We start from the raw sequence: 16,667 nt of genomic DNA, 5'->3' as shown, positions 1-16,667 counted from the left end.
GCAGAAAATGTTGGCACCAATTCTAAAGTATCATTATTTTGCACGGTGCCATTGTCAAATAAAAACATAGGCTTGATGGGGGGACAAAATGATGGATAATATATTGAAGATGAGTTTTGCCGCATTATTTTCAGCTGTTGTATTAGCAGCTTGCGGCGGAAATGACGAAACAACGCCTGATAGTAATGCGAATACGGAAAATGACGCAGCCGAGAACACAGAAACGAATGAAGAAGCTCCGTCTGAAGAAGAATCGGATTCCATGGAAGAGATGGATCATTCGCGTATGGATCATTCAAGTTCGGGTGAAGTTCCCGAAGAATTAGCAGATGCACAGAATCCAACGTATCCGGTTGGAAGTGAAGCTGTCATGAGTGCAAATCACATGAGAGGCATGGATGGAGCTGTTGCAGCCATTGAAGGTGCTTATGACACAACTGTTTATATGGTCACGTACACACCGGCAGCTGGCGAAGAAAAGGTAGAAGATCATAAATGGGTTATCCATGAAGAAATTGAAAATGCAGGTGAACAACCATATGAGCAAGGCGATGAAGTGATTCTGGAGGCAGATCACATGGAAGGAATGGATGGAGCGGCAGCTGTAATTGATGCTGCAGAAGACACCACTGTCTATATGGTCAGTTATACAGATATGGAAACGGGAGAAGAAGTTGAAAACCATAAATGGGTTACAGAAGATGAACTTTCACCCGTTGAATAATCAGGCATGTTTTAAATCAAACCCGAGCGCTCAGTCGCTCGGGAATTTTTATTGCAGCGGCGCTTACTTTTTACATCCGCATGATTTTGCTGCTTAGAGTAAACAATACCCTGTATGCTGCGAGTCTTCCCAGGTTAGTACTTCTTTGCTGCATTCATTTGACTTGTTATAAACAAAAGTTTATTATATAAACAAAAGTTAATTAAATGTGTGTTAGGGCGATGCCTTATGAATGAAAAAGAAAAATTATTATTAGAATTGGTAAGAAAAAATCCATATATTTCTCAAAATGAATTAGCAGATGCACTTCAACTGTCACGATCGGCCGTGGCAGGATATATTTCCTCTTTAACCAAGAAGGGAAAGATTATTGGAAGGGCCTATGTACTGCCAGACAATGGGCGTATTACCTGCATTGGCGGAGCAAATGTTGATCGTAAGTCGCAATTAAAAAGTTCTCTTCAATACGGTACGTCGAATCCAGTAACTGTTTCGCAGACCTGCGGCGGTGTCGCAAGAAATATTGCTGAAAACCTTGGGCGCCTTGACGCTGCTGCTTCCCTATTAACGGTCGTAGGAAATGACCAGGAAGGTGAGTGGCTTCTTGAGATGACCCAGCCTTATGCAAATACAAGCCAAACGATGAGAATACCGCAAATGAACACTGGCACGTACACGGCTGTATTGAATGATAAAGGAGAGATGCTGCTTGCATTATCAGATATGGAAATATGTGAAGCAGCAGATCAAGCATTTATTGATAAGCATTGGAATCACATCGCTTCCTCATCGATTGTTTTACTCGATACCAACTTTCCCGATGATGTACTAAAGATGGTGATAGAACGTTGTAATCAAGAGAACATTCCGCTTTGTATCGCTCCGGTTTCTGCACCGAAGATTAAAAAGCTGCCCGCAGACCTAAGCGGAATAACATGGTTTATCGTTAATGTAGATGAGGCGATGGCGCTGACAGGAGCAGCGTCTGGTAATTTGCGGGAAGCCAGTGGCCGAATAATTGACCGTGGTGTGAAAAACGTAATTATTACACGCGGAGAAAAAGGGATTTTTTATAAAACAGAACGCGGGGAAGAAGGAGCCATTCCCGCACCGAAAACGAATGTAGTAGATGTGACTGGGGCTGGTGATTCGTTTATTTCAGGGTTTTTATACGGAATGAACAAAGGAGCTTCATTTAAAGAAGCATGCAAGACAGGAATGGCTTGCTCCATGATTACGCTGCAAACAAAAGAAACCGTTCATACCAAACTGCATGTAGATGTGCTGGATGACACATATAACCGATTTTTTGCCGAGGAGGAAACGGAAAAATGAACGTAAAAGATGATATGCTTGTACTCTCAGAAGAAGTAAGAGACGCTGTGCAAAAAAATAAGCCTGTTGTAGCGCTGGAATCGACTATTATTTCACATGGTATGCCTTACCCGCAAAATGTGGAGACGGCATTGGAAGTAGAAGAGCTTATCCGTAACAACGGCGCGGTCCCTGCAACGATTGCCGTAATACATGGAAAAATTAAAATAGGGTTAACAGAAGAGGAGATTGCGTTTTTAGGCCAAAGTGATGCAGTAGAAAAGGTGAGCCGAAGAGATTTACCATACGTTATTTCAACAAAAAAACATGGAGCAACCACCGTTGCAGGAACCATGATTTGTGCGAGCATGGCGGGCATTAAAGTTTTCGCAACAGGAGGAATTGGCGGTGTTCACCGCGGAGCCGAGAAAACAATGGACATTTCGGCTGATCTTGAAGAGCTTGCGAAAACAGATGTAGCTGTCGTTTGTGCAGGGGTGAAATCTATTTTAGATTTAGGCTTGACGCTGGAATATTTAGAAACAAACGGGGTGCCGGTTATTGGCCATAACACGGATGCATTGCCAGCTTTCTATACACGAACGAGCCCTTTCCAGGTGGATTACCGTCTGAATTCGCCTGAAGAAATCGCAAATTTTATTGATACGAAACAAGACATCGGTTTAAGCGGCGGTGTCGTAGTTGCCAACCCAATCCCGGAAAAAGATGCGCTGGATGAAGCGTATATCAGCTCGATTATTGATCATGCAGTGAAAGAAGCAGAGGACAAGAACATCGCAGGAAAAGAGGCAACACCCTTTATCTTGGATAAAGTCAAAACACTAACAGAAGGAAAAAGCCTGAAGGCAAACATCGGACTTGTCAAACATAATGCAGTGGTTGGCGCTCAAATTGCCGCTCATTGCAAGCACGGAGATGAATGAGACAAGAGAAGATAACGTTTTTTCAGCGGAGGAACGGCCGGGTGCTTGCGAGTAGGGCCGCACTTGCCCCTCCGCATCCTTTTCATGATCATTGCCTTGGCAGTAAAAGAATGGTGAGCAGCGTTTGCATGTAAGCTCATTAACTAGCTAATTTTTCTGATAGTCGTTCATAGTTGTATTAGTAGATATATTCTTCCATTCGCCTTTTTCATTCTTCACAGCCTACTAATACTTCCTCATAATACATTTCTCTTTCTTTAAAACGCCAAAGAAATTCTCCATCGAAGCATTGTCTGCTCAGATTGCTTTACGTGACATGGTTTGGAATACTTTATTTTCTTTTAATGTCTTTATCCATTGGTTGTGCTGGTAATGCCAGCCTTAATTGGACTGGAGGATGGTGTGATAAGTTGCACGACTTTTTATTATCTCTATCATTTCTTTTAAAGGTTCCATGACAAGATTTAACGTGGGAAGTTTCTTGATATCATGAACAATCATTTCCCCGCTATAAAAGTCAAGAATCAGGTTTATATAAAATAGTGTGTGAGAGGGTGAAAAAACGATGGAACAATATATTTGCAGCAGCTGCGGGAAAATGCATGATGTGACAGCGGATATTTGGAAATGTGAATGCGGAGGATTATTCAATCTAGTGAAAGATGCAATAAAAATGGATGCAGCAGCGTGGAACACTTATCCCAACTCGTTATGGCGTTATGTGGAGACAATGCCATTTGCCGAAGGTTCCAAGATGTGGGAAGCAGTTACAATGGGGGAAGGGCAGTCTCCGCTCATTGTGTTAGATCCGCAAAAGCCACATACATATGTGAAAGTGGATTATATGATGCCAACTCTGTCTTTTAAAGATCGAGGAGCTGCTGTTCTTATGGCGAAAGCAAAAGAGTTAGGAGTACAAAAAGTGATTGCTGACAGCAGCGGCAATGCGGGAACGGCGATTGCAGCATATGCTGCACGCTGTCAAATGGCATGTGATATTTATTTAAGTGATGAAACATCTCCTAAAAAAATTGCTCAAGTTAAAGCACATGGCGCAGCGGTTAAATCCATTCACGGTACGCGGGAGGACGTTGCAGAGGCGGCCCAGCAAGCAGTCGAAGAAGAAAAAGCGTTTTACGCAAGCCATGTATATAATCCGTACTTCTATGAAGGGACAAAAACATATGCTTATGAAATTTATGAGCAACTGCAAGAAACACCAGATGCGTTAATAATCCCTGTAGGAAACGGTACGCTTTTACTTGGTGCATACAATGGATTTAGAGAGTTGAGGGAACATGGGCTGATCGAAAAAATCCCCAAAATCATTGCTGTTCAAGCAGCAAATTGTGCGCCTCTTGTGCGTGCTTATGAAAAAGGACAAGCCAAAGCAGAGCCTGTTGCGAACGAAGGCACTTTGGCAGAAGGTATTGCTATTGCAGCACCGGCACGTTCCAAACAAATTTTAGAAGCTGTTCATAACACAAATGGTATCTTTATTGCCATTGAAGAAGGTGAGGTTCTACATGCGCGAAAGAAGCTTAGCGAGAAAGGTTTCTACGTGGAAGTCACCTCAGCAGTGAACTATGCGGGGTATTTAAAATATAAGCATGCACGAGAAGAAAAAGTGGTTATTCCACTTTGTGGTGCGGGCATTAAATCACCATAATATTGTTTCAACAGAAAACAAATAAAATAATGATAATCGCACGCTGCCGCACACGATGGACAACCAGTGAAAGATTCGATAAGCGTTCTTCATGTTAAAAGAGGCCAATATCTCCTTGCGTTAACTTTTGCAGCTAATTGTTAAGTGTGAACATCCCTGCTGCAAGGGAATCGTTTCGTATGCAAGTGCTTCTCGTCGAAACTGTTCTCGTGATTCGTTATAATAGAAATGGAACATTTGTCCAATTTTTTGTTCATTCATCGAGATGCAGCGCTGTCAACCGTTCGAGGAGCATTTTGCTTTTTTTCGTTTTCAGCGTCTGTTACGTTAGGAAAACAAATATTTGTAAAAAAGATAGGAGAGATAGGCATGGACGCCAAAAAGCAGCAAATTCTTTTAGCAGAGCGGCCGACGGGTACACCGGATAAGAATACATTCAAGTTTGTAGAAACAGATGTGAAACAGCCGGAGAATGGAGAAGTGCTGATTCGAACATTATTCGTCTCTGTTGATCCGTATATGCGCGGCAGAATGGTCGATGCTCCTTCCTATATCCCTCCATTTGAATTACATGCTGTGATTGAAGGCGGAGTGATTGGAGAAGTCGTTGAATCCAAATCACATCAATTGGAAAAAGGAGATATTGTGATAGGCGGTTATGGCTGGCAGACCTATTATACGGCAAAAGCAACCGAGGTACGAAAAATAGATAAAGATTTGGCGCCGGTCTCTACACATTTAGGAATTTTAGGGATAACCGGATTAACCGCATACTTTGGACTGCTTGACATTGGAAAGCCAAAAGAAGGAGAAACCGTCGTCATTTCAGGTGCTGCCGGTGCAGTAGGTTCCGCTGCTGGACAAATTGCTAAAATCAAGGGAGCACGTGTCGTTGGCATTGCAGGTTCAGATGAAAAAAATCAATACTTAAAAGAAAAGCTGCAATTTGATGAAACCATCAATTACAAAACCACTTCCAATATGAAGGCTGCTATCGAAAAAGCTTGCCCAAATGGAGTAGACGTTTATTTTGATAACGTTGGCGGAGAAATATCTGATGCTGTACATGCGTACGTGAATAAATTCGCACGTATTGTTGTCTGTGGTGCAATCTCTAGTTATAACCTTGAAGGAGAAGACATCGGACCGCGTGTTCAAACGACACTGATTAAGAAAAGTGCTCTTATGCAAGGGTTTACGTTAGGTGATTTTTCAGATCGGTTCTCTGAAGGGTCAGCCGCTCTTGCAGCATGGCTGCAAGAAGGCAAGTTAACCTATGAAGAAACGATCAAAGAAGGTTTTGAACAAATACCGGATGCCTTTCTTGATTTATTTAAGGGAAATAATATTGGGAAACTATTAGTAAAAGTAGCAGAACAATAATGGCATGATAAGGTGGCGGAATGTGCCGTTATAGAGGGAGAAGACTTCCATTTCAAGGAGCATCAGCGAGCAAGCAGGGGATGGAACCGCTGTCAGACAAGATATGATGTCAGCTGTCTTTATTGCCCAGCAGCTCCTGCGGTCTTTTCCTTAAGAAGGAAAAGACCGCAGGAGTAGTATGTTTCTTTTTATGCGGCAGAAATGTTTAACGTTGTACCAAGAAAAACGAAGACTTTCATCATAAAAACTTGGCGGTAAGCCAAGTTTTTCTAGTCAGGGCTTAAACACTTAAGAAAATACAGGGAAATGTTTTTTGTAGTATAGTAGTTAGTGCGATGACGTCTTAAAAGGAAGGGGCGTCCTATAGAAAAAAGAGAAGAGAAAGGGGGCTCAAAGAACATGCATACAAAAACACACAAGGACTTTGCAAATAAGGTGTACAAAAATCGTGTCCGCGGTAATCTGTTTATTGCGGCTACGGATGGAAAAAGAGCAAATTTTCATTTTGGATGCTGGAGTACACAATGCTCCCATGAACCGCCCAGAATGTTAACGTGTTTTCCAAAAGAAATTGAAGGATATGAATTGGTGAAAAAAGGAGGAACCTGGACCGTATCTGTGGTGTCTGAAAATCAAGTCGATCTGCATGATGAATTCTTTTTTGAAGGGAAGCAAGATATTGCATCCCTCGGAGAAGACCGATTTATTTATCGAGAGACTGGCTGCCCTATTTTGAAAGATGCTGTGGGGTACTTCGAATGTGAACTTGTCAGCCTTATTGATAATGGAGATTTTGGAATAGCCATAGGTGATATTGTGTCAGCTGACATGCTGCATGCAGATAAGAAAAATTTAACAGTGAATGCTTTGTTAGAGCGTGATCCGGGTTTTGTAGAAAAGAAAAAAGAAGACATTGTTATGCCATTTCAAGGCTTCGATTTGAAGTAACTCACATAACCCATTTGCCATTCTATTGGGTCATATCATCAATGAAGAAAAATCAGTAACTTTTTAAAAAGGAGGAATCATAATGGTTCAAACATTAACGATCTTTTTTAATTACACATGACCTTTTTGCTACACGGAGACGGTGTCTCTAACGTCATTAAAGGAAGAAGGCGCAGATATTGATTGGAAGCCATGGAGAATGCCAAAGGGAGCGAATCCTCCAGCAAAGCCGGAAGGATATAAAAAACAAGCGAAACAATTTTTGCAGCAATTTGAGTCGGATACAGGAATAAAAATCCGTCCCCCTTCTGAAAAGCGCGATACGTATCTTGCTCATGTGGGAGCGAAGTTTGCACGCGAGAAGGGTATGTTTGACGCTTATCATCAAAGAATATTCGAAGCGGTCTGGAAACATGATGAAGATATTGCAGATACAGAAGTTCTTTGTGCTATTGCAAAAGAGGCAGGTCTTCAACCGCAAGAGTTTGAACAAGCCATACATGCAGAAACCTACAAAGCTATGGTTGATGCGGACTTTCAACTAGCAGAAGATTGGAACATTTGGACGATTCCATCTTATATCGGCAGCAACGGGGAGATTCAAGTCCATCACTTTGAAGATGCCCCCTCTATTGAAGAATTAAAAAAAATTTTATAGTCTGCTTCAGCGATGTTGTGAACCTCCGTTTATCCTTTCAATGGCTGCGGAGGTTTTCTGTGTAATACGTAATGGGCTCAGTGGCAGATTACTTATGTTTTGAAAAGTTATACGAATCTTTCGTTGAAGTTTTCTGCCTGTTTGCCACTAGCCGAAAAAGATAATGGGCCAGCATGAATGATTAACGTAATAAAAGGCTGGATTCGTTAGTATACGTGCAGCGAAGGCAGTACTTGCACCGCCAAAAGCCTGTCGCGAGCCAAATTTTCTATACACTATCAAAGTATTGAACATGTTGTTTTAAGGAATGTGGTGCAGGTAAAACAGCGGCTTCCGCCATAAGGATTGGGCGGTAAGCCGCGTTTTTCTAATAGAAGGTATTTAGAGCTCATGTTTTTAGTTTTCAGTTAGCTCCCGACGCTCTTCAGTATAAACAACGTGGTTCCGCTGCGGCCAAAAGCATGCCGCTCTGGCTGACGAACGGATGTCTGCAAGTAACAGAAATTCCTTTCACTTTAACCGATATATGAATAAAGCTTAGAAGGCCGTCCTTTAGTGGAGTAATCTAAATCTAGCTTAATCTCATGGTTTTCTGAGAGATATTCCAGATATTTACGCATTGTAATTTTGGAGACGCGTGTTTGACTTGCTAACTCCTGTATCGTACAGGAGGTTTTATTTGTCTTTAACTGATAACGTACCTTTTCAAGCGTAATGGCGTCAATTCCCTTTGGAAGCACCTCTTTTTTCTTTTTTTCATGATTATTTAATTGATCTATAGCTTGTTGGTTGATAGAAGTTGCTCTGCGGAAAACGGAAGCCCTTTTTTTATAATGAGAAAGAGCTTTTTCAAAACGTTCGAAATCAAATGGCTTTAAAATACAATCCACCACTCCCAAACGCATGAGTTCTTCTATGGTTTCAGGGGAGTCCGCTGCAGTGATCATAATGACATCTACTTTTTCACTAGTTCGGCGAATTTCACGCAGCAGCTCAAGGCCATCCATTTTTGACATAAAAATATCAAGCAGGAGGAGATCAATATTTTTTAACTTTATTTTATTTAATGCATCACGTCCATTAGTTACAGTACCTGCATGAATAAAACCTGCAACACTTGTCAGATACTCTTCATTGATACTTGAAACCATAGGATCATCTTCTACGATTAAAGTTCTTACTGTCATTACGCTTCCTCCTTTACCGGTAAGTAATTCCTTTTAGGAAGAGTCAGGTAAAATGCTGTACCTTCCCCTACCGAGCTGTCTACCATAATGCTGCCTTTTAACAATTGATCTACATGGTATTTTACGAGGGATAACCCTATACCGCGTCCTTGGCCATTAGAGGTGAATCCCCTTTTAAAGACATTTTCCAGATTCTCTTCCTCGATACCCGGACCGTTATCCTCAATAATGACGTGAATGTTTTCCGTTTCATCAAGCAGGGTAATGATAATTTCGCCTTTGTCGTTTTCACGCAAAATCTCGATTGCATTTTGTACTAGGTTGCCGATAATTAAGACGAGACTGTTGACTGGATAGGATGCTGGGAGCTTGCCAATAGAGCTGCCCGGGGTGAAATGTATCAACGTATTTGTTTCTTCGGCTTGCTGGCATTTGCCAAGAAGAAGACCAGTCAACTTAGGTTCTTGTATATGCTTTTTAAAGAAATGAATCTTTTTTTGCTGTTGATGAGTTGTTTGAATAATATAATCTTTCACTTCTTGGTAGCGTTTTAACTCAACCAATCCTGAAAGCGTTTGCAATTTATTCATAAATTCATGAGTCTTGGCACGAAGAGCATCCACGTATTGCTGTACGCCAGTTAATTCCTCAGCCATCTCTTCGACTGCAGTAATATCACGAAAGGAAATAATTGTTCCATGTACCACTTGATGCTCTAACACAATGGATTGGTAACGAGCCATGATAATGACGTTATTTACTCTTATTTCAATATCTTTATTGCAAACGGTGCGGTCATTAATAGAATGGGCAAAAGGTTGTAACTGCGGGAAACGTTCCAGCTTTTGGCCAATCAGCTGATCGTCAATATTTAAAATGGTTTTGGCTGCCCGATTTAAAAGAGTCACTCGGTTTTGATTATCGATGGCCAAAATTCCTTCGCTCATTGACTCCAGCATGGCCTCTTTTTCCCGAAAGAGAGCGGCTATTTCACGTGGTTCAAACCCGTGTAATATTTTCTTTATTCTGCGGGCCATCCATACGGCAACAACAGCTCCAAAAATGATCGTAAAAATTAACCAAGCATTAAGAGATTGTAAGTATTTAAGAAGCATATCAGAAATGCTTTGTTGTAAAACGCCTACGGAGAATACCCCTATTTGTTCACCAGTTTCTGAGTCATTTACTGGAACAAACGCGCGAATAGTAGGTCCAGATATGCCATCAGCACTTGAAATATATGTTTGTCCATTAAACGCTTGCTTCACATCATTTCCTGTTATTTTCTCTCCTATGAGGGCGGAATTGGGATGAGTGTATCTTGTTCCTTCTTGATCAATTAACACGATAAATATACTATCTTCGTTCCCTTCTTCTTTTAAAAATTCTTCGTAGGATGCTTGAAGATTATTGGCAGGAACCTGGTTTTGAAGTGTATCTTCTACAATGTCTAATTTAGACAAAATGTCTGCAGCTTTTACCAGATAATAGTACGTGGATTCTTCTGCTGCTTGATGAAGGGTCCGATAAGAAAAAACACCCATGATTAGTACAGAAATAACAATGATACTGGTAATATAAATCATCATTTTTGTTTGAAGAGAAAGATTTTTAGAAACGTTTCTTAATAACAAGCACCTAACCCCTCCTTTTTAATAAATCTGCTTTTTAGTAACTAAATTATAATTAAGAATAGTTTTTTTAACAACAAAATTTATTGAATTTTATTAAAATTAAAATATATTATACGGACAAAAATGTTGGTTTTTGCAGGCGCTTACTTGGAAGGGAAGGGGCACTCTACTTTAAGGAGGATTAGGAATGAAAGCCAATATTAGTCTAGCAGTTATCGTCATTGTATTTTCAGGATTTTTTTTGATTCAGGCTGTTCGTTTGCCAATGGGTAGTGTAGAAAGAATAGGACCTGGAGCTTGGCCATTGGTCATTCTTTGTTTAATGCTGATACTGGGGGTGGTTTTATTAATCAAAGAATTGATAAAGCATAAAAAACATTCAGGTTTGCAAATGGATAAAACAGCTGAAGCACAGACGGAAGAAACCCCCATAGAGATGGAAGTGGTATACCCATATAAACATTGGATAGTACTAGCAGTCGCAGCTGGTTATGTGCTGGTTTTACCAGTAATAGGCTTCATTGTCGCCACACCGCTGCTTATGCTGGCTGCTGCATTTGTCTTAGGGTTAAAGCATATCGGCAAACTAATCACTCTGTCTCTTACAAGCAGCCTCGTGTTTAACTATATCTTTATTGTATTACTCAGTGTTCCACTTCCGCGAGGGGCAGGCATATTTCGCTCATTGAGTATTTTTGTTTATTGATTGATAGGAGGTGAGAGAAGTTAGTGCTCTGTTAGATGGTTTTATACAGCTGCTTCACCCGTTTCATTTCATGATGCTTCTCTTAGCTGTTGCGATAGGTTTTATCGGAGGAGCAATGCCTGGCATTAGTGGAGCGATGCTTGTAGTGATTCTTCTCCCAATAACTTACGGCATGGAAACAACGCCTGTATTCCTTCTTCTAACGGGAATTTATGCAGCATCGGTATTTTCCGGGATGATTAGTGCTGTACTTTTTCGGACACCAGGAACACCTGAAGCGATAGCTACCACGTTTGATGGCTACCCTATGGCGAAAAAAGGCCACCCTGAAAAGGCACTTGGACTAGCTATTGTCAGTTCAGTGATTGGAGGAATTGTCGGAACTGTATTTCTTATTGGCCTCACACCGATATTAGCAGATTTTGCTCTGCGTTTCTCATCGCCTGAATATTTTGCTTTAGCTGTATTAGGGCTAACCGTTGTAGCATCTTTAAGCGGCGGAGACCTTGTAAAAGGCCTCATAGGAGTACTATTTGGCTTATTTGTTGCTACGATAGGAATCGATGTGATGACTGGTGCCAATCGCTTTACATTTCATTCGACTACGCTGATGTCAGGTATTGATTTTGTCCCTATTTTAATAGGATTGTTTGCCATTTCTGAAGTGCTTAGAAAATCAAGGGAAGAATCAAAAGCGAAAGGAAAAATGAAAAAACTCAGCAAAAGTCTTTTGGATTTACCAATGTTAAGAAAGGTTTCCACAACTCTGGGAAGGTCCTCCATTATTGGAGTGTTTGTCGGTATACTTCCGGGTGTGGGTGCTACAACTGCCTCTTTGCTCAGTTATAGTGAAGCGGTTCGCTGGTCGAAACATCCAGAAACATTCGGAACAGGTACACCAGAAGGTATTGCTGCTCCTGAATCTGCTAATAATTCAGCAGCAATGGGAGCTATGGTACCGCTTTTGGCATTAGGTATTCCAGGAAGTGCAACGACAGCAGTGATTTTAGGAGCCTTTGTTTTGCACGGGCTTCAACCTGGTCCCATGCTTTTTGACAATGAAATGGAAATGGTTTACTCCATTTTTGCTGGCTTGATTGTTGTTAACCTGCTAATACTTTTTTTAGCAAAACCATTTATCAAGCTATTTTCTTATACCGTTAAAATTCCATATTCTGTACTCGGTCCATATATTGTTGTTTTATGTGTGATAGGCACCTTTGCTGTAAGAAATTCCATGTTTGATGTGATGATCATGCTGATATTCGGGCTGTTAGGATTTGGACTCGAAAAAATCCGATTCCCGATTGCAACTATTATTCTAGGAGTTGTGCTAGGAGGGATGGTGGAAGAACAATTCCGGCGTTCTCTTGTTGCCGCAAATGGAGATATCAGCATCTTTTTTACAAGGCCAATCAGTGCGGTATTGTTGGCATTAGCGTTATTGGCTCTCGTATTCCCTATCGTGAAAAAAGCTTTTAATAGAAAAGACCAAAAAACAATAACAAACAATAATGGGAGGCATTCTTTATGAGAACGAAACAGTGGATGGCAGTCATGGTGTTAGTATTCATAGTTTTATTGGCAGCATGCACAGAGGGAGAAAAGGAAGAAGAGGATAATAACAAAGAGACAGGAACCGCCGAAGAAACATCTGCTGAAGCTGCTGACTATCCAAAGAGAGATATTGAAATTATTGCAGGAGGCGGGGCAGGCGGTGGCACAGATGTATATTCCCGGGCTGTAGCTAGGGAATTATCTGACATTCTAGGTACAAATGTAAATGTAGTGAACAAGCCCGGCGGCGGCGGATCAGTGGCTGCTCAGGAAGTAGCCACTGCTCCAGCTGATGGTTATACATTGCTTCCTACAAATTCAGATACGCAAGTAAATATGGCAACTGGTAAATCTCCAAATTATATCGAGGACAATGTGTTTAGTGGTCTGGCTCGTATGCATGATGACACCTATGCCCTTATGGTCAAAAGCGGCACATTTGCAAATATTGAGGAATTCATTGAGCATGTCCAGGAAAACCCCGGAGAAGTGTCTATTGGTGGTACAGCTTCTATGGGGACAGATGAATTAACTGTAGCAAAATTTGAAAAAGCAGCTGGCATTGATTTAAATTACGTAGCGTATGAAGATGCTGGCCAGATGCATGCGGACCTTGCCGGCGGACACGTAGATGTTTTACTTGAAGAGCCTGGACCTGCGTTGTCTTTATTAGAAGAAGGCGAGTTTGAAATGTTGGTTATTTTTGCAGAAGAGCGTGTGGAAGAATATCCTGACGTCCCTACTTCTGTAGAATCCGGCTGGGATATAGTAAGTGGAATGTCACGTGGATTTATTGTTCACGCTGATGTGCCCGGTGATATTAAAAAAATATTAGAAGACGCACTTGAACAAACACTCGAGACGGAACGGTACCAGGAATTTGTAGAGAGCCAATACCTTCATTTGAAGGATGGATGGATGAATAGTGAAGATTATCAATCTTTCTTAGAGGAAGAGATAAATGTCTACAAAGATTTATCAGAAGAACTGAATCAGCAGTGATTATATTTTTCATATTCGAACGATTGGTTATAGGAAGCTTGTTTACTAATTTTCGAATTCTGTCTGACATATCTGCATTCTTGTTATGAAAGAGCTGATATTTGCTTCGATATGAGTGGAAAATGATGAGTGTATGAAGAACTGCCTAATTATTATTTGCGCTTTTAGAAAGTAAAGGAAGGTAAAGGAAAGATAGTAACAGGTGTATGAGTATGTGACTTTTGTACAATGATGGTTGAAATAATCTCAAAGATTGAGAAGGGAGGAAGCACAGTATTTTTCCTGTGCACACTATATGCAAATAACTGATATGAAAGTTGAAAGATATGTCCAGCGTGGAAAGTCGGATATGGGATTTAGCGGTCATGAAATCGTGGTTGTTTATGTAGAAACAGATGAAAATATAACAGGTACCGGCTTTTTGAGCACTCCAATTTTTCCTCACGGAGAAACAAGTGACGTTGCTGTTACTCTTTTACGTCGGAATTTTCGGAATATAGTTCTTCGAGAGGATCCTCTTCAAACGGAACGATTATGGAAAAAAATGTTTGATGCACCGTGGCGGCTTGGTATGCGAGGGATGATTCGCGACTGCATTGCTGCTATCGATTTTGCCCTTTGGGATATCAAAGGGAAACTCATGAACGTACCGGTAGCTGATTTATTTGGCTATAAGCGGGAGCGGGTACTAACGTATGCCAATGTCGGGCAGCAGCTCCCCCCGGATGAATTAGCTCAAAAGGCGGCAGCTTATGTAGAAAAAGGCCATTCAGCTATTAAAATTCGAGGTGGGTTATCAGCAGTAAGTTTGGATGAAGCAACAAAGCGTGTAGCTGCTACTCGAGAAGCGATTGGTCCAGATGTGAAATTGATGGTAGACATTAATGGTTCCTGGGATGTAGAAACTTCTATTCAAATGTTAAAAAAATGGGCGCCTTACGATCTTTACTGGTTAGAAGAACCTGTACCGCCTGAAGATGTAGCTGGTTATAAACGTATAAGAGAATACGCTGGTACGACGTATATCGCCGGTGGAGAACAAAACTGCGGTTTAACGGAGTTCCGCCATTTTATTGATCAGGAAGCTATCGATATCATACAACCTAATGCAATGGCAACTGGGGGCATCACTGATTGGCTGAAGGTGTACAATTATGCTTCCGCTCGTCGTATTCCAGTTTCTCCTTGGAACCTTCAGCAGATTCATCTTCATCTTGCTTGTGGTTTAGAAGATGTAAAATGGATTGAGTATTTCACCGGGGACAGATCTTATTTTCAGGATGCGCTTATTAAGGGTCCAGCGTTAATAGAAGAAAGAGGAGAAGATGGTGTATATTTAGCAGCACCTACAAAACCGGGTTTAGGCATTGAACTCAATCAAACTCTTGCAGAAGAAACGATGGTTAAGGAGTGACGGGAACAGAAAGAGCAGCCAGCTCTGGACTTTGCACCAAAAGCGTATCATTTTACGTGTATAAGGAAGACTCCCTTTAGGATACGGATGATTTATCCTGTTTTCTACAGTCTCTCTCACTCTTAGCCGGCCCGTTTTGGGTCGGCAGGAGTTTGGTGAAAAAGAAGTTCTGGTGTCTAGTTGTTTCATCAGTTTAGCTGTCCCCAAATATTCAGATCGGAACTTCAATTATGTCACTTGTCACATTTTAGTATCGGTCAATGATGTTATTTCATAACGGAAAAAATTGAAAAGAAAGTATACACAGGGAAAAAGAGGTGATACGCGTGAGGAAAATATCAATTATAGGATCTGCTGGAACATTGGGGTCTGCATGTGCAATGACGATTTCCTTGACAAATGCGGCCGATGAACTTTGTCTTATTGACGTGAATGAAGCCTTACTGAATAACCATATCATGGATTTGGAGAATGCTTTTCCTGGAAAAAATATTTACCGGGGGGAGTATGAGGATTTAATCGGTTCAAGTGTTGTAATTATTACCGCGGGGGTGCCAAATCGTAATGATGAAACCTCTAGAGATGCCTATTTAGCAGATAACCTCCGAATATTTCAAACGATTGGTGAAAAGGCAGCTTCCTATGCTCCGGATGCCATTATCATTACAGCATCAAATCCTGTAGATATACTGAACTATTATCTTTATAAGAAATTTGGATTTTCCAGAAACCAATTAATTGGATACAATTTAAATGATTCTTACCGATTCGAGTGGGCCATTCGAAAAGTATTGCCGGCTGAACCTTTTAGCAGTAATTTCTATACTCCAGTTATCGGAGAACACGGTGAAACCCAAGTACCACTTTTCTCTAAAGTGCAAAAAAATGGAACACCGTATACATTTACAGCCAAACAAAAAGATGAGATCAATAAAGAGATAAATACATGGTTCGTTCGGTTCAATAGTCTGAATGTTCCAAGGACAACTGGATGGACAACGGGGGTAGGCATTCTTCGAGTAGTTCGCGCTGTGCTGGACGAAGAAGAGACATCTTTTATCGGATCTAGTGTGTTGGATGGTGAGTATCAACAACACGATATCAGTATTGGTGTGCCTATTACTGTAAACAAAAAAGGAATATTAAAAGTACAGGAATGGGAGTTGGATAGTGACGAACAAAGTGCTTTTGAAAAATCTGCCGCTAAGATTCGAACAACTCTGTTAACACATATGGCTCACTCATAAAATAATGTCGCCATGTTTTGTAAAATTCAACGTAATACTGATTTGTCTTTTTTGATCAGATAAACAGGGTTTTGTCGTTTCATTTCATTCAAAAGTGAATATCTGCTGTTAGATTCTTCAACAAGAGATTTTCCCCAGCGATGTATATTACTGCACAGAAATCGGCTGCTGTGCAATATATCCATGTTGTAAGATCAGCTTATTGATTTTCTTGCCACTAGTTCTTATCTTTTGGTTCCTTTTTACTGAATGTATGTTTTTTACTTCACCATATTTGCTG

General features: G+C 40.9%; 13 protein-coding genes and 1 pseudogene. 12 read left to right on the top strand and 2 right to left on the bottom strand.

All coding sequences use genetic code 11. The features are described from left to right. Positions 1-88: 88 nt before the first annotated feature. The 7 genes and pseudogenes from BLT18_RS09060 to BLT18_RS09030 form a co-directional block, all read left to right on the top strand. Positions 89-724: a YdhK family protein gene (locus tag BLT18_RS09060; protein ID WP_091273228.1), complete on the top strand. Its 636-nt coding sequence runs from the start codon at positions 89-91 to the stop codon at positions 722-724. A gap of 228 nt (positions 725-952) precedes the next feature. Then, the gene (locus BLT18_RS09055) at positions 953-2,059 is read left to right on the top strand and encodes a carbohydrate kinase (RefSeq protein ID WP_091273227.1); all 1,107 of its coding nucleotides are present in this window, start codon (positions 953-955) and stop codon (positions 2,057-2,059) included. Next, complete coding sequence (locus BLT18_RS09050; protein ID WP_091273225.1) at positions 2,056-2,982, top strand: pseudouridine-5'-phosphate glycosidase; 927 nt, start codon at positions 2,056-2,058, stop codon at positions 2,980-2,982. The genes BLT18_RS09055 and BLT18_RS09050 overlap by 4 nt, the downstream gene beginning before the upstream one ends. Positions 2,983-3,547: 565 nt before the next feature. Then, positions 3,548-4,651: a threonine synthase gene (locus tag BLT18_RS09045; protein WP_091273223.1), complete on the top strand. Its 1,104-nt coding sequence runs from the start codon at positions 3,548-3,550 to the stop codon at positions 4,649-4,651. A gap of 369 nt (positions 4,652-5,020) precedes the next feature. After that, positions 5,021-6,034, top strand: coding sequence for an NADP-dependent oxidoreductase (locus BLT18_RS09040; protein ID WP_091273222.1), 1,014 nt, complete (start codon positions 5,021-5,023; stop codon positions 6,032-6,034). Positions 6,035-6,433: 399 nt separating this feature from the next. Beyond that, positions 6,434-6,982, top strand: a complete 549-nt coding sequence (locus BLT18_RS09035) for a flavin reductase family protein (RefSeq protein WP_091273220.1) — start codon at positions 6,434-6,436, stop codon at positions 6,980-6,982. A gap of 133 nt (positions 6,983-7,115) precedes the next feature. Continuing rightward, a pseudogene (locus BLT18_RS09030) lies at positions 7,116-7,640 on the top strand (DsbA family oxidoreductase); the annotation flags it as partial. Positions 7,641-8,155: 515 nt separating this feature from the next. On the opposite strand, the gene BLT18_RS09025 reads toward BLT18_RS09030, so the two are convergent. Then, positions 8,156-8,827, bottom strand: coding sequence for a response regulator (locus tag BLT18_RS09025; RefSeq protein WP_091273217.1), 672 nt, complete (start codon positions 8,825-8,827; stop codon positions 8,156-8,158). Continuing rightward, positions 8,827-10,461 carry an ATP-binding protein gene (locus tag BLT18_RS09020; protein WP_091273210.1) on the bottom strand — a complete coding sequence of 545 codons (1,635 nt, stop codon included), beginning with the start codon at positions 10,459-10,461 and terminating at the stop codon, positions 8,827-8,829. The genes BLT18_RS09025 and BLT18_RS09020 overlap by 1 nt, the downstream gene beginning before the upstream one ends. 187 nt (positions 10,462-10,648) lie before the next feature. On the opposite strand from BLT18_RS09020, the gene BLT18_RS09015 reads away from it, so the two are divergent. From BLT18_RS09015 to BLT18_RS08995, 5 genes are all read left to right on the top strand, one after another. Beyond that, positions 10,649-11,167: a tripartite tricarboxylate transporter TctB family protein gene (locus BLT18_RS09015; RefSeq protein WP_091273209.1), complete on the top strand. Its 519-nt coding sequence runs from the start codon at positions 10,649-10,651 to the stop codon at positions 11,165-11,167. Between the two features lie 10 nt (positions 11,168-11,177). Next, on the top strand, positions 11,178-12,701 hold the full coding sequence (locus BLT18_RS09010; protein ID WP_245705225.1) for a tripartite tricarboxylate transporter permease: 1,524 nt from the start codon (positions 11,178-11,180) through the stop codon (positions 12,699-12,701). Then, entirely contained in the window at positions 12,698-13,726 is a 1,029-nt protein-coding gene (locus BLT18_RS09005; protein ID WP_091273207.1) for a tripartite tricarboxylate transporter substrate binding protein, read from the top strand. Before BLT18_RS09010 ends, BLT18_RS09005 begins: the two co-directional genes overlap by 4 nt. A 310-nt stretch (positions 13,727-14,036) precedes the next feature. After that, a complete protein-coding gene (locus BLT18_RS09000; protein ID WP_175487443.1) occupies positions 14,037-15,140 on the top strand; it encodes a mandelate racemase/muconate lactonizing enzyme family protein in 1,104 nt (367 codons plus the stop codon). A 326-nt stretch (positions 15,141-15,466) separates the two neighbouring features. Further along, positions 15,467-16,387, top strand: a complete 921-nt coding sequence (locus tag BLT18_RS08995) for a malate dehydrogenase (protein ID WP_139184723.1) — start codon at positions 15,467-15,469, stop codon at positions 16,385-16,387. Positions 16,388-16,667 lie beyond the last annotated feature (280 nt).

This window comes from Alteribacillus persepolensis, from assembly GCF_900099605.1.
GTDB lineage: Bacteria > Bacillota > Bacilli > Bacillales > Marinococcaceae > Alteribacillus > Alteribacillus persepolensis.
Note: the sequence above shows the minus strand (reverse complement) of the source record. Positions and strands in the feature narration are given on the sequence as shown.

Excerpts from the sequence above, each read along its gene's own strand:
- BLT18_RS09055 (WP_091273227.1), top strand. The coding sequence starts at position 953 with ATGAATGAAAAAGAAAAATTATTATTAGAATTGGTAAGAAAAAATCCA.
- BLT18_RS09000 (WP_175487443.1), top strand. The coding sequence starts at position 14,037 with ATGAAAGTTGAAAGATATGTCCAGCGTGGAAAGTCGGATATGGGATTT.
- BLT18_RS09015 (WP_091273209.1), top strand. The coding sequence starts at position 10,649 with ATGAAAGCCAATATTAGTCTAGCAGTTATCGTCATTGTATTTTCAGGA.
- BLT18_RS09060 (WP_091273228.1), top strand. The coding sequence starts at position 89 with ATGATGGATAATATATTGAAGATGAGTTTTGCCGCATTATTTTCAGCT.
- BLT18_RS09035 (WP_091273220.1), top strand. The coding sequence starts at position 6,434 with ATGCATACAAAAACACACAAGGACTTTGCAAATAAGGTGTACAAAAAT.
- BLT18_RS09025 (WP_091273217.1), bottom strand. The coding sequence starts at position 8,827 with ATGACAGTAAGAACTTTAATCGTAGAAGATGATCCTATGGTTTCAAGT.
- BLT18_RS09045 (WP_091273223.1), top strand. The coding sequence starts at position 3,548 with ATGGAACAATATATTTGCAGCAGCTGCGGGAAAATGCATGATGTGACA.
- BLT18_RS09050 (WP_091273225.1), top strand. The coding sequence starts at position 2,056 with ATGAACGTAAAAGATGATATGCTTGTACTCTCAGAAGAAGTAAGAGAC.
- BLT18_RS09040 (WP_091273222.1), top strand. The coding sequence starts at position 5,021 with ATGGACGCCAAAAAGCAGCAAATTCTTTTAGCAGAGCGGCCGACGGGT.
- BLT18_RS09005 (WP_091273207.1), top strand. The coding sequence starts at position 12,698 with ATGAGAACGAAACAGTGGATGGCAGTCATGGTGTTAGTATTCATAGTT.